General features: G+C 63.2%; 16 protein-coding genes. 3 read left to right on the top strand and 13 right to left on the bottom strand.

From position 1 onward, the window contains the following. Positions 1-19 precede the first annotated feature (19 nt). The 3 genes from V3587_RS09320 to V3587_RS09310 are packed head-to-tail and all read right to left on the bottom strand — an operon-like array spanning position 20 to position 2604. On the bottom strand, positions 20-1303 hold the full coding sequence (locus V3587_RS09320; RefSeq protein WP_030536387.1) for an SPFH domain-containing protein: 1284 nt from the start codon (positions 1301-1303) through the stop codon (positions 20-22). Then, on the bottom strand, positions 1303-1734 hold the full coding sequence (locus V3587_RS09315; protein ID WP_003944877.1) for an NfeD family protein: 432 nt from the start codon (positions 1732-1734) through the stop codon (positions 1303-1305). The genes V3587_RS09320 and V3587_RS09315 overlap by 1 nt, the downstream gene beginning before the upstream one ends. Positions 1735-1776: 42 nt before the next feature. Next, the gene (locus V3587_RS09310; RefSeq protein WP_042449128.1) at positions 1777-2604 is read right to left on the bottom strand and encodes a DUF3097 domain-containing protein; all 828 of its coding nucleotides are present in this window, start codon (positions 2602-2604) and stop codon (positions 1777-1779) included. Positions 2605-2671: 67 nt separating this feature from the next. Between V3587_RS09310 and V3587_RS09305 the strand changes: the two genes are divergently transcribed. Beyond that, positions 2672-3463 carry a hypothetical protein gene (locus V3587_RS09305; RefSeq protein WP_042449131.1) on the top strand — a complete coding sequence of 264 codons (792 nt, stop codon included), beginning with the start codon at positions 2672-2674 and terminating at the stop codon, positions 3461-3463. On the opposite strand, the gene V3587_RS09300 is transcribed toward V3587_RS09305, so the two are convergent. Together V3587_RS09300 and V3587_RS09295 are read right to left on the bottom strand one after the other, a co-directional pair. After that, positions 3453-5246: an enoyl-CoA hydratase-related protein gene (locus tag V3587_RS09300; protein ID WP_214924302.1), complete on the bottom strand. Its 1794-nt coding sequence runs from the start codon at positions 5244-5246 to the stop codon at positions 3453-3455. The two genes, V3587_RS09305 and V3587_RS09300, sit on opposite strands and share 11 nt — an antisense overlap. 154 nt (positions 5247-5400) lie before the next feature. Beyond that, on the bottom strand, positions 5401-5892 hold the full coding sequence (locus tag V3587_RS09295) for a hypothetical protein (RefSeq protein WP_003944993.1): 492 nt from the start codon (positions 5890-5892) through the stop codon (positions 5401-5403). A gap of 77 nt (positions 5893-5969) precedes the next feature. Here V3587_RS09295 and V3587_RS09290 point away from each other — a divergent pair, with 77 nt between their 5' ends. Continuing rightward, positions 5970-6311, top strand: coding sequence for a metallopeptidase family protein (locus V3587_RS09290; protein WP_003944783.1), 342 nt, complete (start codon positions 5970-5972; stop codon positions 6309-6311). A gap of 106 nt (positions 6312-6417) precedes the next feature. Continuing rightward, entirely contained in the window at positions 6418-7026 is a 609-nt protein-coding gene (locus V3587_RS09285; RefSeq protein WP_007727873.1) for a transcriptional regulator, read from the top strand. Between the two features lie 11 nt (positions 7027-7037). On the opposite strand, the gene V3587_RS09280 is transcribed toward V3587_RS09285, so the two are convergent. The 8 genes from V3587_RS09280 to V3587_RS09245 form a co-directional block, all read right to left on the bottom strand. Next, complete coding sequence (locus V3587_RS09280) at positions 7038-8090, bottom strand: ferrochelatase (RefSeq protein WP_047270404.1); 1053 nt, start codon at positions 8088-8090, stop codon at positions 7038-7040. Positions 8091-8174: 84 nt separating this feature from the next. Further along, positions 8175-8972: an NADH-dependent enoyl-ACP reductase InhA gene (inhA, locus tag V3587_RS09275; RefSeq protein ID WP_283376414.1), complete on the bottom strand. Its 798-nt coding sequence runs from the start codon at positions 8970-8972 to the stop codon at positions 8175-8177. Between the two features lie 54 nt (positions 8973-9026). Next, positions 9027-9776, bottom strand: coding sequence for a 3-oxoacyl-ACP reductase FabG1 (fabG1, locus tag V3587_RS09270; protein ID WP_007727875.1), 750 nt, complete (start codon positions 9774-9776; stop codon positions 9027-9029). Positions 9777-9846: 70 nt separating this feature from the next. Further along, the gene (locus V3587_RS09265; RefSeq protein WP_003944878.1) at positions 9847-10827 is read right to left on the bottom strand and encodes a VWA domain-containing protein; all 981 of its coding nucleotides are present in this window, start codon (positions 10825-10827) and stop codon (positions 9847-9849) included. Then, on the bottom strand, positions 10824-11816 hold the full coding sequence (locus tag V3587_RS09260; RefSeq protein WP_283376413.1) for a DUF58 domain-containing protein: 993 nt from the start codon (positions 11814-11816) through the stop codon (positions 10824-10826). Before V3587_RS09260 ends, V3587_RS09265 begins: the two co-directional genes overlap by 4 nt. After that, positions 11813-13009, bottom strand: a complete 1197-nt coding sequence (locus V3587_RS09255) for an AAA family ATPase (RefSeq protein WP_003944917.1) — start codon at positions 13007-13009, stop codon at positions 11813-11815. Before V3587_RS09255 ends, V3587_RS09260 begins: the two co-directional genes overlap by 4 nt. A 150-nt stretch (positions 13010-13159) precedes the next feature. Continuing rightward, positions 13160-14707, bottom strand: a complete 1548-nt coding sequence (locus V3587_RS09250) for an NlpC/P60 family protein (RefSeq protein WP_003944866.1) — start codon at positions 14705-14707, stop codon at positions 13160-13162. 451 nt (positions 14708-15158) lie between these two features. After that, on the bottom strand, positions 15159-15749 hold the full coding sequence (locus tag V3587_RS09245) for an Rv1476 family membrane protein (RefSeq protein ID WP_070162284.1): 591 nt from the start codon (positions 15747-15749) through the stop codon (positions 15159-15161). Positions 15750-16141 lie beyond the last annotated feature (392 nt).

The following is a 16141-nucleotide window of genomic DNA, read 5'->3' as shown; positions in this document are numbered from 1 at the left end:
CGTTCGCTACGAGAGGCGTCTACTGGCGCTGGCCACCCTCGGGCGGCTGCCCCTGGTACGGGTACTTCTGCTGGAAATCTTCACGCTCGGGCGGCAGCGGCAACTGACCCGGCCAAGGATTTTCGCCCTGCTGTGGCAACGCGGGATCTACGAATCCAGGCTGCTCGGGCGCACTCTCACGGCGGTGCCTGACCGCAGCTGCCGGGTCTTCGACCGGTGTGCGTGCAGCAACTTCAGCAGCGCGCACTGCTTCCGCGATAGCCGGATCGGATTTGGTCTCGAACCACTCCGCCACCTCGGCTGAATCGTCCTCAGGATTGGGAAGATTCTCTTCGGCGGCCGGCGGCTCGTACCGGAAAACGCCATCCTGCCCTTGCGCGCCAAGCGTTTTGGCAAATCCCTTCAGCGCGTCACCGAAGTCGCTGGGTACGAGCCACACCTTGTTCGCATCGCCTTGCGCCATCTGCGGCAACGTCTGAAGATACTGGTATGCAAGCAATTCCGGAGTCGGCTTACCGGACTTGATTGCAGCGAAAACCTTCTCGATGGCCTTGGCCTCGCCTTGAGCCTGCAAGTACTTGGCCGCGCGGTCACCTTGAGCGCGAAGGATCTGGGACTGACGCTCACCCTCGGCGTTCAGGATCGAGGCCTGCTTGTTTCCCTCGGCAGAAAGAATCTGGCTCTGCTTGGCACCCTCGGCGGTCTTGATAGCGGATTCGCGGTGACCTTCAGCCGTCAGAATCATCGCGCGCTTCTCGCGGTCCGCCTTCATCTGCTTTTCCATCGACTCCTGGATCGAGGGCGGCGGATCGATGCTCTTGAGCTCGACGCGGGCCACTCGCAGGCCCCAGCGACCAGTCGCCTCGTCGAGGACACCACGAAGCTGACCGTTGATGGAATCACGCGAGGTAAGCGTCTCTTCGAGGGTCATTCCGCCGACGACGTTTCGCAGCGTGGTGGTTGCCAACTGCTCGACGGCAGCGATGTAGTTGCTGATCTCGTACACCGCAGCTTGCGGATTGGTGACCTGGAAGTACACCACCGTGTCGATGGACAGTGTCAGGTTGTCCTGGGTGATCACCGGCTGCGGTGGGAAGGAGACCACCCGCTCACGAAGATCCACCTTGGCGCGCACACGATCGGCGAACGGGATCAAGAACGTGAGCTGCCCGGACACCGTCTTCGAATACCTACCGAGCCGCTCGATCACCGCGGCTTCTGCCTGCGGTACCAGTGCTACCGACTTCGCGACCACCAAGATCACGAATAGCACCAACACACCGAGCACTATGAGTGCTGCCATTAAGGTCCCCTCCAGACGACTGCTGTTGCGCCGTTGATTTCCATCACCGTCACCTTGGTACCCGGCGGGTACACCTCGGTGGTGTCGTACGGCCTGGCAGTCCACACCTCGCCGTCCAACTTGACCTGCCCGGAATGCTCGCCCACTTCTTCCAGAACCAGAGCGTGCTTACCTTCGAGTGCCTGTATTCCGGTCGGGGTCGGCGGCGGACTACCGAAGCGACGCAACATGATCGGTCGCACGCCCAGGACGAGGGCGGCGGAGAACACTCCGAACATGACGGCGTCGACCCACACCGGGAAGTCGGTGACAGCACTGACACCGGCAGTAGCGAGCGCCCCACCGGCGAGCATCAGCAGGAAGAAATCCCCCACCAGCGCTTCGGCCCCGGCGAGCACCAGTGCTCCGATCAGCCAAATAAGTGCAGCCACAACACCATCTAACCAGAATGTGTGACCCAGGCCGCCGCTACGTCAGTTCGGCTCGGTAACGAAATCGACAAGTTGTTCGACTGCACCGATCAAAGGAGCTTCCAGATCGCGGAAGCTCTCGACCGAGTTGTAGACCCGCCGCCAGCCCTCCTGAGGTGTCCCCCAGCCCAGTTCGCGGCAGATTCCCGTCTTCCAATCCTCGCCGCGTGGAATCTTCGGCCAGGAGGCGATTCCGACAGATTTGGGACGAACGGCCTCCCACACGTCGATGTACGGGTGCCCGGTCACCAACACGTCCGGGCCGAGGCCCTGAGTCAGTTGGGTTTCCTTGGAACCGGTGACCAGGTGGTCGACCAGGACCCCGACGCGGCGGCCGGGACCAGGCCCGAATTCGGCAAGCCGCTCCCCCAGATTGTCGAGTCCTTCGAGATGTTCGACGACAACACCTTCGACGCGAAGATCGTGACCCCACACCCGCTCGACGAGGGCAGCATCGTGTACTCCCTCCACCCAGATCCGGCTGGGCAGTGCCGTGCGGGCGCGTAAGCCTTCGACTCGCGTCGAACCCGAAGCCGACCGTGCGGGTCTGGTGGACACGGGCTTGGGGGCCGGGCGTACGAGGGTGACCGGTGAGCCGTCGATGAGGAAGGCCGCCTCGCGCATCGCGAACAACCGCGTCCGGGAACGACCGTCCTCGAGCCGCACGAAATCGCCGTCGTACGTGCGCTCGAAACCGACTACCGCACCGCAGAATCCCGTCGCCGCATCCTCGACGACAAGATCACGCTCGGCCGCCACTTCAGGCGTCACGCGCTTCTGTTTGCGGGTATGACCCGCAAAAATGTCACCGTATCCGTTGCCACCGCTCACGCCGGATCACGCTAGGTCACAACGCCGGGGCCGCGCATGTCGCCACGCCGAACTAAACTTCACGGTCATGAGTTCTCCCAGCGCAACCCTCACCGTGTGGGCAGCGTCATGGCTCGCCGGCGACGCTGCGCCGGACGACGTCATCGACGCCCTTGCCGCGTGGGCACCGATGCACCTGATCGGCGCCGCCGATGCGGAAACCGCGGTCCGCCACGATCTCGAATGGCCGGGAGTCACGGCTTCCGGTGTGCCCACCCTGCTCAGAATCGCACGCTCGGAGGCTGCCGAGGTCCGCCTGGTCCTTCCTACGGCTGGTGATGTACGTGGTCTGCCCACCGGGACCGAGTTCGCGCGCGCTGCGATCGCAACGGGTGAAGGGATACAGATCGGCGCCGTCGGCAAGCCTGGAGTCGGACTCGTGCCGTCGAAGGAAGGCCCGGACGTCTTGCGATGGACGGTCTTCTCCATTCCCACTGTGGCGGGCAGCGCCGAATCGATCGGACTCCGCGAAGCCGAATACGAACTGCGCCAAGCTGTTCGGGACGCAGCCGAGGTGCTCGGCGGGCTTCCGGCCGTAGCCACCGGAATACCTGGAAACGACGCTCGTACGCTGGTCGCCGAAGCCCTGCAGGCACAGGCCGGACACCGCTGGCCGTCGACACTGTCACCTCGGCATTTGCAGGTGATCGACACCGCCGACAACGTGGCAGCCATTCTCACCGTGGCTGCGTCGGTATCGACCAATCAGGCCCCGAGCGTGTCTACTGCGCAGAGGCGTGACGACCTGCTGCGACGACTGTGGGACGTTGTTCGCACTGCCCGTGTCGCGTCGGCGAACAGCGTGTCGATCAGAGCTTGAGCACGAAGTTCCGGCGTTTCTCGGCAAACCCGTTGCGGTCACCGAACATGTCGATCTTCATCTCTTCGAGCTCACGCTCCTCGTAGGGCTCCACCGGATCACGTTCCAGTCGAAGACGTTTGCGCTCCAGCATCGATTCCAGCCGATCTCCTTCGAGCAAGTCGGTGGCGACCTCGCGCAACCACGCCTCGAACAGATCCGGCCGCCTGGGGCCGATCGCGTCGACAAGTCCGATGTCCAAGGCTCGACGGATGCCGATCGCACTGCACTCGGCCAGCAGACTGCGGGCCTGCTGCTCGCCGACCCGAGCCGGAAGTGTGTACGTGTGCAGTTCCGAGCCGAACAGGCCCATCGTGGCGTAATGAGGATTGAGAACCACACCGTCCCTGGCCACGACTACGTCGGCTCCAAGCGGGAGCATGACCCCGCCGGCACCGGCGTTGCCTGTGAATGCCGCCACCACAACCTGTTCCGTACAGGTGACGATCGCTTTCGCGATCTCGTTGATGGCTTTGATGTTGGCCCACGCTTCTCCGGCTTGATCCGACGCGGCCTCGATGACGTTGAGGTGGATACCGTTGCTGAATCTGTCGTAGTCACCCGTCAGGACAAGGATCTTGGTGTCCTGCGTGATCGCCCAGCGGAGCCTGGAGGTCAGTCGCGCGCATTGCTTCGTACTCATCGCACCGTTGTAGAAGCGGAACGAGAGATATCCGATTTCGCCGTCGCGGTGATAGTCGGTCTCGGGGTAACGACTCTCCCAGACCTGTGGAACGAACACGTCCGGACGTACGACCGCGGTCGACGGAAGTTTGACATTGCCGGCGCCGACGAGCCGCGCATGTCCGATCCATACGGAGCCCGCACCGGTGGCAACACGTATTGCCTGGTGGAAGTACTCGACGATGGTGCCGGGCGCTGCATCGACGTGGGTATCGAGGTGAGCGTCGTAGACGTAGACCCGGTCGAGCCCCAACTGAACGGCGACGCCGGGAAAGCCGTCGGCGGCGTTGACGGCGCGGACGATGCTCGACGCGTCTTGCTCCCAGCTGAAAACGCGATCGGCCTGTTTCATGCTGGGCCTCGATCGGGTCGAAGCCACGGGCCGCGCAACTCGGTCCGATGGGATCGCCTGGAAGTCAGGAGTACGGAAATGTTCGACGACCTCCGTAATGCACTCCATCGCCGCGTCGGTGACTTCCTCGTTGTATACCGAGGATTTGGTTGCCCCGTTCCGGAGTTCGAACGTCCGCCAGGCCCACACCGCTCCGGCATCGAGTTCCTCAGCGGCCTGCAATGCCGTGACACCCCAGATCGGTTCGCCATCCGTTATCGCCCAGTCCAGCGACGACGGCCCGCGATCTCCGGGCGGGCCGGGATGGATGATGATCGTTGTCCACCGCTGCCAAACAGATTCCGGGACATAGGCTTTCAAGAACGGGCAGATGACGAGGTCAAAATCTCCCGAAGAAGTCGCGGCCAGCACTGCGTCCGCGTCGGCGACGACGGCTGTACGGACTTGGTGTCCCGCCTCGCGAAGAACAAGACCGGCCCGCTGCGAGAGACCGTTGTCGGAGGTGACGAGAAGAAGCACGCTCAACGGTGGCGCGAAGGTCGTACGTGGGCGTGAGCGCCGGAACAGCGCCGCCGTCGCCGCTCGCAGACGGCCCCTGCCCGATACACCTTCACGTAGCTTAGCCGTTGCTCCATCGCTGGAAATAGCCACAGAAGTCGTGAGCGCGGCCGATTTGGGCATCGATCGTACTTCGGGGGTCGAAACCATGAATTCCTGCTCGCATGCTCGGGTATCTGCAGCGCAGACCAGACTCCCCCCAGAGCAGGACCGATGCACCGATAGATTGATTGAGGTATTTAGGGACTTTATACCTACCGTCGGTTTGTTTCAATAGCTATTTTCAAGCAAACCTTTTGATCGATCAACCCACAGTCTTGTGATTGATCGCGATATGGCGGTCGATGCGAATATGTTCATCCAGCGTCGGGTAGCGCAAACCGGTGTCCTGGCTGTACCCCTGACGGCGCAACCAATCCAGGACGTCGCCCCAGAACCAGATCCCCCCGGCAACCGAGTTGTACGGAATCGGGAAAGGCGTAGCCGCCTGCCGGACCCCTCGCACCCACTGCCCGACAGCTTGCCGCGTCACCCCCGCACGGTCGGCAATGTCCTGACGTGACACCAGATCGGGATGTGTCCGCTGGGGACGCACGCCTGCAGCCACCAACTGGTCCACCACTGTGATAGCCGTTGTCGCCGCTCGCATACCTTCCGAGGTGAGCGTCAGCAGCTGCAGCCCGCGTCGGTCCTCGACCCTTCCGCCCAAGCTCTCTTCGATCGCCTGCTCTTGCGAGACTGTCAGCATCTGAACGATGAATGTGAATTCGTAACGGTGATAGAGGTCTTCGGCCACGCAATGAACATAGCCGTAAGCTGCACTGTTTCCACATGGACACACCCGGATCCCGCCCCCGCACGCACAATGGGCAAATGATCGACGTGGACGACAGCCAGTTCGAGGACATGGTCAAGCGGGCGCTCGACAGCCTGCCACCGAAATTGGGTGCGGAGATGGCCAATGTCGCAGTGACCGTTCAACTCGAAGGTGGACGACCGGGGCTACTCGGGCTGTATCAGGGCATCCCACTGACCAAGAGAACCACCACGTACGCCGGCGTCCTTCCCGACCGCATCACGATCTACCGCAGGGCCATCTGTGCGATCTGCAGCACCGAAGACGAGGTGATCGAGCAAGTTCGCCGAACAGTGATCCACGAAATCGGCCACCACTTCGGGATCGGAGATCCCCGGTTGCGTGAACTCGGATGGTGACAACCGACTCATCTACAAGTCGGAAATCAGCTAGAGGTTGATAATCGGCGAATTGTCATGTCAGCTGTACCAAACCCGCAACAATTGAACACTTACAGGAGTTCGCATGGTCAATTTGATCCAGATCGCCCCGAAGAATGCCCCGACGTTCGCGATGAGCCGACAGAAGGCCGCAGAACTGCTGGGCATCTCGGTCGACAGCGTCGCGTTTCTCCTCAAGTCTCGCTATCTCCCGGATCTGGACGCCGGTCGGTTGATCAAGATGGCCAACCAGCCCTGGTTGTACTCGGACGGCGACTTTCCCGTCCTTCAGCAGGGCGCATCCGAACTTGCACCCAAGAAGATGCTGCCCGCACGTAAGTACATCGGCGAGAGCGCAATTCACTCCGACGCCGAATGCGTGGAGGCCAACCAGGGGCAGTGGGCGGGATTCAACGTCGACCATGTGCTCGGCGCCCGCTTCCTGCCTGTGACGCTGCGTAAGTTTCCGGTGTCGGTGCTGCAGATCCACGACGTCAACGACGACGACGAAGAACGCGTCTCGTTTGTCGCGACCCTCGCCGGGCGAGTCCGCGAACTGGGCGCGCCCGAACTCAACTACATAGACCCGTCACTGAGCCCCGAGGATCGACAGATCGTCGAGACGCTCCTCACCTCGCGCAGCACGTCCACCGTTCCCGGGCCCTGCGGAAAGCTCAAGCATCCGAACACCTGAGCGCCGGACCGTCAGCGGGGACGCTGAACGGCCGCGCAGCAATTGACCGCACACGAGAGACCGTTGGTGGTCGAGCCGAGCAGCGGCTCGACCCCCAGTCGCAGTGGCTGCTCGGCCTCGGCCAGTTCCCGAACGAGCGTGGGCACCAGCTGCGCAAAACGCTGATCGCGGCCGGGCGTTGCTGCCCGAACGAAATCCATCCCGAGTTCGGCTGCCTTGTCCTTGGCCTCGGTGTCCAGGTCCCACACCACTTCGAGGTGATCGGAGACGAAACCGACGGGGCACACGATCACGGCGCGAACATCCTTGGCGGACAACGTATCCAGGTGATCACAGATGTCGGGGTCCAGCCACGGAACCTGCGGCGGGCCTGATCGCGACTGCCACACCAGATCGAAATCCTCGGCGCCGACGGCCTCAGCAACCAACTTCGCGGCCTCGGCGACCTGTCGACTGTAGAGGTTTCCGCCCTCTGCCGGCGGCCCTGCATTGCGGTCTGCGGCACTCGGTACCGAATGCGCGGTGAACACCAGGCGCGCAGTATCGCGAGTCGCTTCGGGCAACTCTGCGCGGGCCGCGCGCACACCGTCGGCGAACGCGCCGACGACCAGCGGATGGTCGTAGTACTGGCGAAGTTTTGTCAGCGTCGGTGCGCCGTCACCGACCGCCTCACGGGCGCGAGCGATGTCCTCGTGGTACTGCCGACATCCGGAGTAACCACCCCACGCCGACGTGGCGAACACGGCGGCGTTGCGGACACCGTCCTCGCGCATCTTGGCAACGGTGTCTTCGACCATCGGGTGCCAGTTGCGGTTGCCGAAGTACACGGGCAAATCCACGCCGGCTGCTGCCAGCTCACCTTCGACCCGTTCGATCAGGTCTCGGTTGAGCGCGTTGATGGGCGAAACTCCACCGAAATGCATGTAGTGCTCGACGACGGCGTCGAGCCGCTCCGGTGGCACTCCCCTACCGCGGGTGACGTTTTCGAGGAACGGCCGTACGTCTTCGGGTTTCTCGGGACCGCCGAACGACAAAACGAGAAGAGCATCGAACTGCATGTCCATACTTGCGGTCATGAGTTCAATCTTGCGCGATGCCGTTCGGCGGGAGTCACCCGGGTACTCACCTGCGTAGTAGAAGGGGTGCTACTAGCCGACCATCGCGTGGAAGCCGCCGTCGACGTAGATGATCGACGCGGTCGTGCCGGGCAACCAATCCGAGAGAACGGTGCAGACCGTTTTGGCGACCGGCTCGCGATCGTCGACGTCCCAGCCGATGGGCGCAGCACCGTCCCATGCGGTGTTCAGCTTGTCCAACTCCGCGCCCGGACCGGTGCTGTCACCGGCAATGGCCTTGGCGGCCAAGGTCTTGATCGGGCCGGAGGACACCAGGTTCGAGCGGATGCCGCGGACGCCGACCTCTTTGGCCACGTACCGATTGACGGCCTCGAGGGTCGCCTTGGAGACACCCATCCAGTTGTAGAACGGCATCGCGCGCGCCGGATCGAAGTCCATACCGACGATGGACGCGTTGTCGTTGAGCACCGGCAGCAAGGCCTTGGCCAGTGCGCTGTACGAGTAGGCGGACACCTCGAATGCGACCGCCACGTCTTCCCACGGCGCGTCCATGAACGGGCTTCCCAGGCAGGAGCGGGGAGCGAAGCCGATCGAGTGGACGACGCCGTCGATACCCTCGGGAGCCAGCTCGCGCACACGCTCGGCGAGAGATGCGAGATCCTCCGAGCTCTGGACGTTGAGCGAGATTGCCGGCGGCACGGGCTGCGGCAGTCGCTGGGCGATGCGATCGATGAGGCGCAGACGATCGAATCCGGTGATCAGTACCTTCGCGCCCTGCTCCTGCGCGACCTTGGCCACGTGGAACGCGATCGACGAATCGGTGATGATGCCGGTGACAAGAATGGTCTTACCCTCGAGCAAGCCGCCCATGAGATGTCCTCCTGATTTCAGACGTACGAGAAAGGTGTGTGTGCGAAAAGCGGGTCAGTGCCCCATGCCGAGTCCGCCGTCGACGGGGATGACCGCACCCGAGACGTAGGCCGAATCGTCGGAGGCGAGGAAACTGACAACTGCTGCAACATCTTCCGGCTTTCCGGTCCGCTGCAACGGGATGAACTCGGTGGCCTTGTCCTTGACGTCGTCGCCCAGTGCTGCCGTCATGTCGGTCTCGATGAACCCGGGAGCGACGACGTTGGCGGTGATCGAACGTGAGCCGAGTTCCCTTGTCAGGGAACGAGCGATACCGACGATGCCTGCTTTGGACGCGGCGTAGTTGACCTGGCCGGCTTGACCTGCCAGACCCACCACAGAGCCGAGGAAGATGAACCGTCCGAAACGCGCGCGCAGCATCGACCGGGTCGCACGCTTCGAGAGGCGGAACGTACCGGTGAGGTTCGCGTCGACGACGCTCGTGAACTGCTCTTCGCTCATTCGCATGATCAGTGTGTCGTCGGTGACGCCGGCATTGGCGACGATGACCTCGACCGGCCCCTGGTGCGCTTCGACCTCTTTGAATGCACGGTCGATCGACTCGGTGTCGGTGACGTCGCACACGACGCCGAACAACCCTTCGGGGACACCGGAACCGCGGTGCGTGACGGCTACCTTGTGGCCGTCTGCGGCGAGCCGCTGAGCGACGGCCAAGCCGATTCCGCGGTTACCGCCGGTGACGAGCACCGAGCGCGGTGTGGTGACGGTCCGTTCGGAAACCACTGTCGTGGGAGGGGTAGACATGGCGATCAACCTATCAATTCTCTGCGGGCCGCGTACCAGCGGTATTTGGACAATTCGGAACTGCTCTCGATCAGGGCAGACGCTGCCTGCGTACCAGGGCAATCGTCAGACCAGCGGTCGCGAACACGACGCCGAGAACCAACCACGGTCGACTCGCATCGCCTCGTGTCGTCTCGAAACCGATCTGCTCTTCGAGCGTGTCGTACACCTGGCGCAGTTCTTCGAGGCTCGATGCCGTGAAGAAACTTCCGCCGGAAAGGTTGGCGATCTCCTTCAATGACGCGTCGTCGACCGGGACGGGGATTCGGTCTCCTTCGATCTCGACTCGCCCGTATGTCGTTCCGAAGGAAATGGTCGAGATCGGAACGCCCTTGTCCTTGGCCTGACGGGCAGCGGTGAATCCGCCCCGCGGATCGTCCGAGTTTTCGGGAACGGTCTGCTTACCGTCGGACAGCAACACGATGCGCGCCGGTGGCGCCTGATCGCTGCCGCCGAGAACAGCCGACAGCGTGTCGATCGACTGCAACGAGGTGAAGATCGCTTCGCCCGTCGCCGTTCGCTCACTGAGCTTGAGGTTGTCGATGGCGACCTTCGTCGCGTCACGATTCGTGGTGGGCGACACCAGAACCGAAGCCGTTCCGGCAAATGCGACCAACCCGAGGTTGATGCCGGGAGTCAGACCGTCGGCGAACGACTTCGCAGCTTCCTGCGCTGCTGCCAATCGCGTCGGCTCGACGTCGGTGGCCTGCATCGACAGCGACACGTCGATCACGAGGATCACCGTGGCGCGGTTTCGCGGGACCTTCTTGTCTGCCGTCGGACCGGCAAGGGCGACGGTGAAGAACACCAATGCGATGACCATCAGAATCGCCGGAATATGACGCCACCGCCCGGGCCGCGAAGGCGCGACCTTCTCCAACAGTGCGAAGTTCGTGAACCGAAGTGTGTGCTTGGCTCGCTGCTTCTGCACGAGTACGTAACCGACCACCAACGCGGCGATGACAGCGAGGAACAGCAGCCACCACGGTGCGGTGAATTGAGAAAGACTCACGAACGAACGCCCCCAGTTCCGGCGCCGGCACCATAACTGTGTCGGCGTGCCGAGATGAATCTCACGACGTCGGCGATCCAGTCCCGATCGGTGTGCAGGGACATGAGCGGTGCGCCGCAACGACGTAGAGCTTGCCTGACCTCGACGCGGTGCTCGGCGGCGACTCTGGCGAAGTCGGCGCGCAATTGCGGCGTCGTGGTGAATTCTCTGGTCCGGCCGGACTCGGGATCGTGGAGCACCACGTCGCCCACGTCGGGCAGTTCGAGGTCTCGCGGATCGACCACTTCGACACCGAGCATGTCGTGCCGTCCTGAAATGGCGCGCAGCGAGCGTTCCCAGTCGATCGGTCCGAGGAAGTCACTGATGACCACCGCCAGTCCGCGCCGACGCTGTGGGCGTCTGAGCGCTTCGATCGCGCCGACCAGATCACCGCGTACCCCGTCCGGCGCGTGCGGAGTCGTCGCGATCTTGCGGAGCATCGCCTGTGCGTGAATTCGCCCACCGCGGGCCGGAATTCGAGTTGTCTGTGCGCCGGTCGAGATGATGGCGCCGACGCGGTTACCGCCCGAACTGGTCAGGTGAGTGATCGCCGCGGCTGCGGCGACGACCAGGTCGCGCTTCTCGCATCCGGCGGTCCCGAAGTCGAGACTTGCGGACAAGTCGATGACGAGCCACGTCTCGAGCTCACGATCTGCGACCGACTGACGCACGTGTGGGTGCGTCGTCCGTGCGGTGACGGACCAGTCCATCTGCCGCACGTCGTCGCCCGGCTGATACTCGCGGGCATCTCCCGGCTCCGAACCCGGACCGGGAATCAGGCCGAGATGATCGCCGTGCAGCACACCGTCGAGGCGGCGGCGAACCGTCAGCTCGAGGGTGCGCAGCGCAGCGGTGAGTTTGGGGTCGCTGAGCTCGCCGGATCGGAACGACGGCGGAGAACCGGTGGATCCGGCGGGTGTCGCCTGGCCACCGTCGCGGCCTTCGGTCACTGCGGGCGACTCATCGTCTCAGCGGTCGCGATCGGCGCGCCGTTGCCCTGCGGATTAGCTGTGCCCTGCGGATTAGCTGTGCCCGGTGCGTTGAACTGCGGTGCTTGCGGTGCGCCCTGCTGGGGCGGTCCGGGAACGGTAGGAACCGGCCGCGCGGCGATCTGCGGCAGTCCGACGGTCTGCAGCACCCGGGCGATGACGGCGTCGGGAGTCACCTCGTCGGCCATGGCGTCGTAGGAAAGAACGAGGCGGTGGCGCAGCACGTCCGGGATCACCTCGATGACGTCCTGCGGCACTACGTAGTCGCGCCCGCGGACGAGAGCGAGAGCTCGCGACGCGGCGATGATGCCGAGCGTCGCACGGGGTGAGGCACCGTACGCGATCCAGCCCGCGACGTCCTCGAGTCCGACCTCACGCGGCGTACGCGTAGCGGCGATGACCCGGACAACGTAATCGACGAGCGCGTGGTGAACGAAGACGTTGCTGGCGACACGTTGGAGCCTGACCAACTCCTCCGGACCGAGGATCTGGTGCGGCTCCGGGGCCGCGACGCCCATCCGGTAGACGATTTCGCGTTCTTCCTCCACTGTCGGGTAATCGACGAGGATCTTGAACAGGAAGCGGTCGCGCTGCGCTTCGGGGAGCGGGTAGACGCCCTCGTTCTCGATGGGGTTCTGCGTCGCCATCACCAGGAACGGATCGGGCATGTGGTACCGCTTGCCACCGATCGAGACGTGGCGTTCTGCCATCACCTCGAGGAGCGCGGACTGCACCTTGGCCGGGGCACGGTTGATCTCGTCGGCCAACACGAAGTTGGCGACGACGGGGCCGAGTTCGGTGTCGAACTCCTCGCGGCCCTGACGGTAGATGCGCGTGCCGATCAGGTCGGTGGGCACCAAGTCCGGGGTGAACTGGACGCGGGAGAACGAACCGCCGACGACCTTCGCGAAAGTCTCGACAGCCAGCGTCTTGGCGACACCGGGTACGCCTTCGAGGAGGACGTGCCCCTTGGCGAGAAGTCCGACGAGAATGCGCTCGACAAGCCGGTCCTGCCCGACGATGACTCGCTTGACCTCGTAAATCGCTCGTTCCAAGGTCTGAACGTCGGCTGCCAGGGAAGGTGCTGCTCCGTCCGCACTTCCACTCGCCTTGCTTACGTCGACCGTTCCGACCGAATCTTCACGTGAGGTCACCAAGAATCCATCGCTTTCACCTAGAAAAGTACCGACAGTAACGTGTTCCTCGTCAACTATTCCAGGTAGTTGCGCTCGATGCCGTAACACCACGTCGGGAACTTGATACTTCCCTGACAATGCGGGTGTCAGCGGCATTTCCTCTGACGGTCAGGACACCAGTCGGACGGCGTACGGCGTCATTCCGCCCCACCGAACCGGTGAGACCATGACACTCGAACCGGATTGTGGTGCCTCGAGCATCTGACCGTTACCGAGGTAGAGCGCCACGTGTTGGCTGGCGTTGGGGCCGTAGAAGATCATGTCGCCGCGCTTCATCTCCGAAGACGGAACCTGAGTGCCTGCGGTGTACTGATAGCCGGTGTAGTGCGGCAGCGAGATCCCGATGCCGGCAAAGGCATAAATCATCAAGCCGGAGCAGTCGAACCCGACCTTGTTGAAGTCGCCGTAACTGTCAGCGACGCCGCCGTCACGGATGCCTCGCGTCGGACCGTTCTCGTCGCCGCCGCCCCAGGCATACTGCACGCCTAGCTGAGACATTCCGCGGTCGATGACGGATTCGATTGCAGCGCTTCCGGTGACGGAAGGCTTCGGAGTGGTGGGTTTCGGCGTCGTCGGCTTCGGGGTGGTGGGCTTGGGCGTCGTGACCGTTTCCTCGTCGGTGCCGGTCTCTTCGTCCGTGCCTGTTTCCTCGTCGGTCCCTGTTTCTTCGTCAGTCCAGGTGTCGTCGTCGTCGGGGATGACGGTCGGAGTCGGGTCTTCGACCGCGGTGTGCGGACGCTGGGCTGCTGCCAGTGCGGCAGCTCGATCCTTGGCTGCCTGGTCGGCTGCGGCACGGGCGGCGGCCTGAGCGGCCGCTTCCTTGGCAGCGGCTTCGAGAGCCTTCTGATGCGCTTCCTCGGCACGGCGCTGTTCGTCCCAGGTCGCGTATGCCTGGCGTTGACCCTGCAAGCCGGCGACGGCGTTGCGGGCGGCGTCGAGCTGAGCCTGGGCAGAGTTGCGCTCGGCTTCGATCGCGGCCTTCTTGGCTACCTGCTGATCGAGAGCGTTGCGCGCGATCTGAATCGCCTGCTCCGCCAGATCCTTCAGTTGTGCCGCGACCTCGGCGGCGGCATCGGCCTGCTGCTTGGCCTGGCGGGTCGCGGAATCCTTGTTCGCCTGCTCGGTGCGTGCTCGCTGGAGACCGTCGAGCACTGCACTCTGCGTATTGGCGAGAAGCTTGAGGACCTGGGCGCGGTCGAGAACGTCGCCAGGACCCTTGGCGTCGAGGAACGACGAGATCGACGCAGTATTGGTGCCCTTGACGTAGCTCGAGCGTGCGTACTTGTCGAAGTCCGTCTGAGCGACCTCGATCTGCGCCGACGCGTCCTTCAGAGCTTGTTTCGTGACTCCGACGGCCTGCGCTGCGGAGTCTGCGGCGCCGCGAGCGTTCTGCAGATCCACGAGAGTCTTGTTGACGTCTTCACGCTTGATCGCAACTTCGTTGTCGAGTGCCGACAACTGTTCGTTTGCCGATGCGACTTGATTGATGAGCGCGCTGACGGTGCCGACGCTCGACGAGACCTGCGAATCTGCCGCGGCGATATCCGAGTCACTCGGATTCGGCGGCGGTGGCGGTACGGCCGAGGACATGGCCGGCGTCCCGACGATCAGGGATCCGACGACGCCGAATCCGATGACCAGTTGCGCCAGGCGCATCGATTTACGGGAAGGACCACGACGGGACTCGCCGCCACGTGTTACTTGCCTCACAAATAACTCTCCCTCGCGTGTAACGCCACGGCCCGCTGGGTCGCCGATCCGTGCGGGGAGGGAATGCGCAGACCAAGCACCGGTCGCCCACAGCCCGAGAGCTGCTCGTCGACCTGGACGTGCCGTACGAACGCCACCGTCGACACCTCGAGAACGAGGCAACCGACAAGTACGCGTCGAACAACATCAGCCTGTCTGCGACACTTCTTCCCCAAAAAGTGCCAGTTGTACCGTACGACACTCAAGCGCTCTTTGGAAACTTTAGCCACAAATAACACAAACGGTATTTGAGCTGGTCGAATGGCATGCAGGCACCAAAAAGGGCAGGTACTCACCGCAAACAGCGGTGAGTACCTGTTTTCGACGAGTTACTGAAAATCTCGCAAGAGGACCAAGGTCAGACGGAATCGGCCCGGTGGTCGGATGGTGCTGGTGTTTCCGAAGGCGAAGCGATATGTCTGGTTTGCGCGTTTTCTGGCTCTCGCCGCCACTTGACGGCAAAGGTAATTCCGGCAATAACCGCCACCACTGCGATGACAAGGACCGTGTAAAGCGTCCACGGCGGACCTGGCGCCACGATCTCGTGCGAGAAGCGGTCCGCGGTCACGCTTGCGCTTTCGCCGAAAGATCGGTCCTGTGCAGTTTCGAGCTGCACTCGACTGATCGAATCGCTGTAGCTACCCATCCAGTCAGGGCTCAGAACGAGAACCGTTCCGCCTTCTGTTTTGCCGACCGTCGTGGCCAGGTCTCGAAGATCGGACGGCCGGCCCGGATTTGCGTCGACTACTACGACGCTCAAGTCGACACCACGTTCACGAGCGTCGGTCACCACCGCGGTCAGCCCCGCAACATCATCCGCGGGGGCGGAGACGCCGTCCGTCGAAATGTCCGCGAGCACGTCGTCGAGATCGACGTCCGACGGAACAGCGACGTGCAACGGGGACTTCACGTGCACAGGCGCAAAAGCGTGATTTGTAGGAGCAGACATCTCTCATCCGGGTGCTGTTCGGATTCCGTCCACCGCTGAGATGCGGGGAGTTCTTCCGAGGTCGTTTTTCGGCGGCCGACCCGCGACGGGCCTGCATGCACCCTACTTCAGGTCGACTGCCACCAGGCGTCACACACAACCGCCGCGCGTGCCGCCCGAGCGGTAGCTGTGGGTGCGGTCACCCAGCCAAGCCTGCGTTGCGCAGGCCCGCAGTCTGCATGAAGATTGTTTCGGTCAACTTGCCCTGAATTCTCACAGGACAAGCGTACTGTTAGACTTGGACCAAGAGGTACCACCGGTCAGGACAGGTTCTACTGCAGCTCCGATGTTCGGACAGTTCTCACGCGAACTGTGCGATTGGCGTGAGCTACGGAGGATCTTCCCGGCCGAAG

The sequence above is a fragment of the Rhodococcus sp. IEGM 1306 genome (assembly GCF_036541985.1).
GTDB lineage: Bacteria > Actinomycetota > Actinomycetes > Mycobacteriales > Mycobacteriaceae > Rhodococcus_F > Rhodococcus_F qingshengii.
Note: the sequence above shows the minus strand (reverse complement) of the source record. Positions and strands in the feature narration are given on the sequence as shown.

Excerpts from the sequence above, each read along its gene's own strand:
- V3587_RS09320 (WP_030536387.1), bottom strand. The coding sequence starts at position 1,303 with ATGGCAGCACTCATAGTGCTCGGTGTGTTGGTGCTATTCGTGATCTTG.
- V3587_RS09305 (WP_042449131.1), top strand. The coding sequence starts at position 2,672 with ATGAGTTCTCCCAGCGCAACCCTCACCGTGTGGGCAGCGTCATGGCTC.
- V3587_RS09300 (WP_214924302.1), bottom strand. The coding sequence starts at position 5,246 with ATGGTTTCGACCCCCGAAGTACGATCGATGCCCAAATCGGCCGCGCTC.
- V3587_RS09290 (WP_003944783.1), top strand. The coding sequence starts at position 5,970 with ATGATCGACGTGGACGACAGCCAGTTCGAGGACATGGTCAAGCGGGCG.
- V3587_RS09285 (WP_007727873.1), top strand. The coding sequence starts at position 6,418 with ATGGTCAATTTGATCCAGATCGCCCCGAAGAATGCCCCGACGTTCGCG.
- V3587_RS09280 (WP_047270404.1), bottom strand. The coding sequence starts at position 8,090 with ATGGACATGCAGTTCGATGCTCTTCTCGTTTTGTCGTTCGGCGGTCCC.
- inhA (WP_283376414.1), bottom strand. The coding sequence starts at position 8,972 with ATGGGCGGCTTGCTCGAGGGTAAGACCATTCTTGTCACCGGCATCATC.
- fabG1 (WP_007727875.1), bottom strand. The coding sequence starts at position 9,776 with ATGTCTACCCCTCCCACGACAGTGGTTTCCGAACGGACCGTCACCACA.
- V3587_RS09250 (WP_003944866.1), bottom strand. The coding sequence starts at position 14,707 with ATGCGCCTGGCGCAACTGGTCATCGGATTCGGCGTCGTCGGATCCCTG.
- V3587_RS09245 (WP_070162284.1), bottom strand. The coding sequence starts at position 15,749 with ATGTCTGCTCCTACAAATCACGCTTTTGCGCCTGTGCACGTGAAGTCC.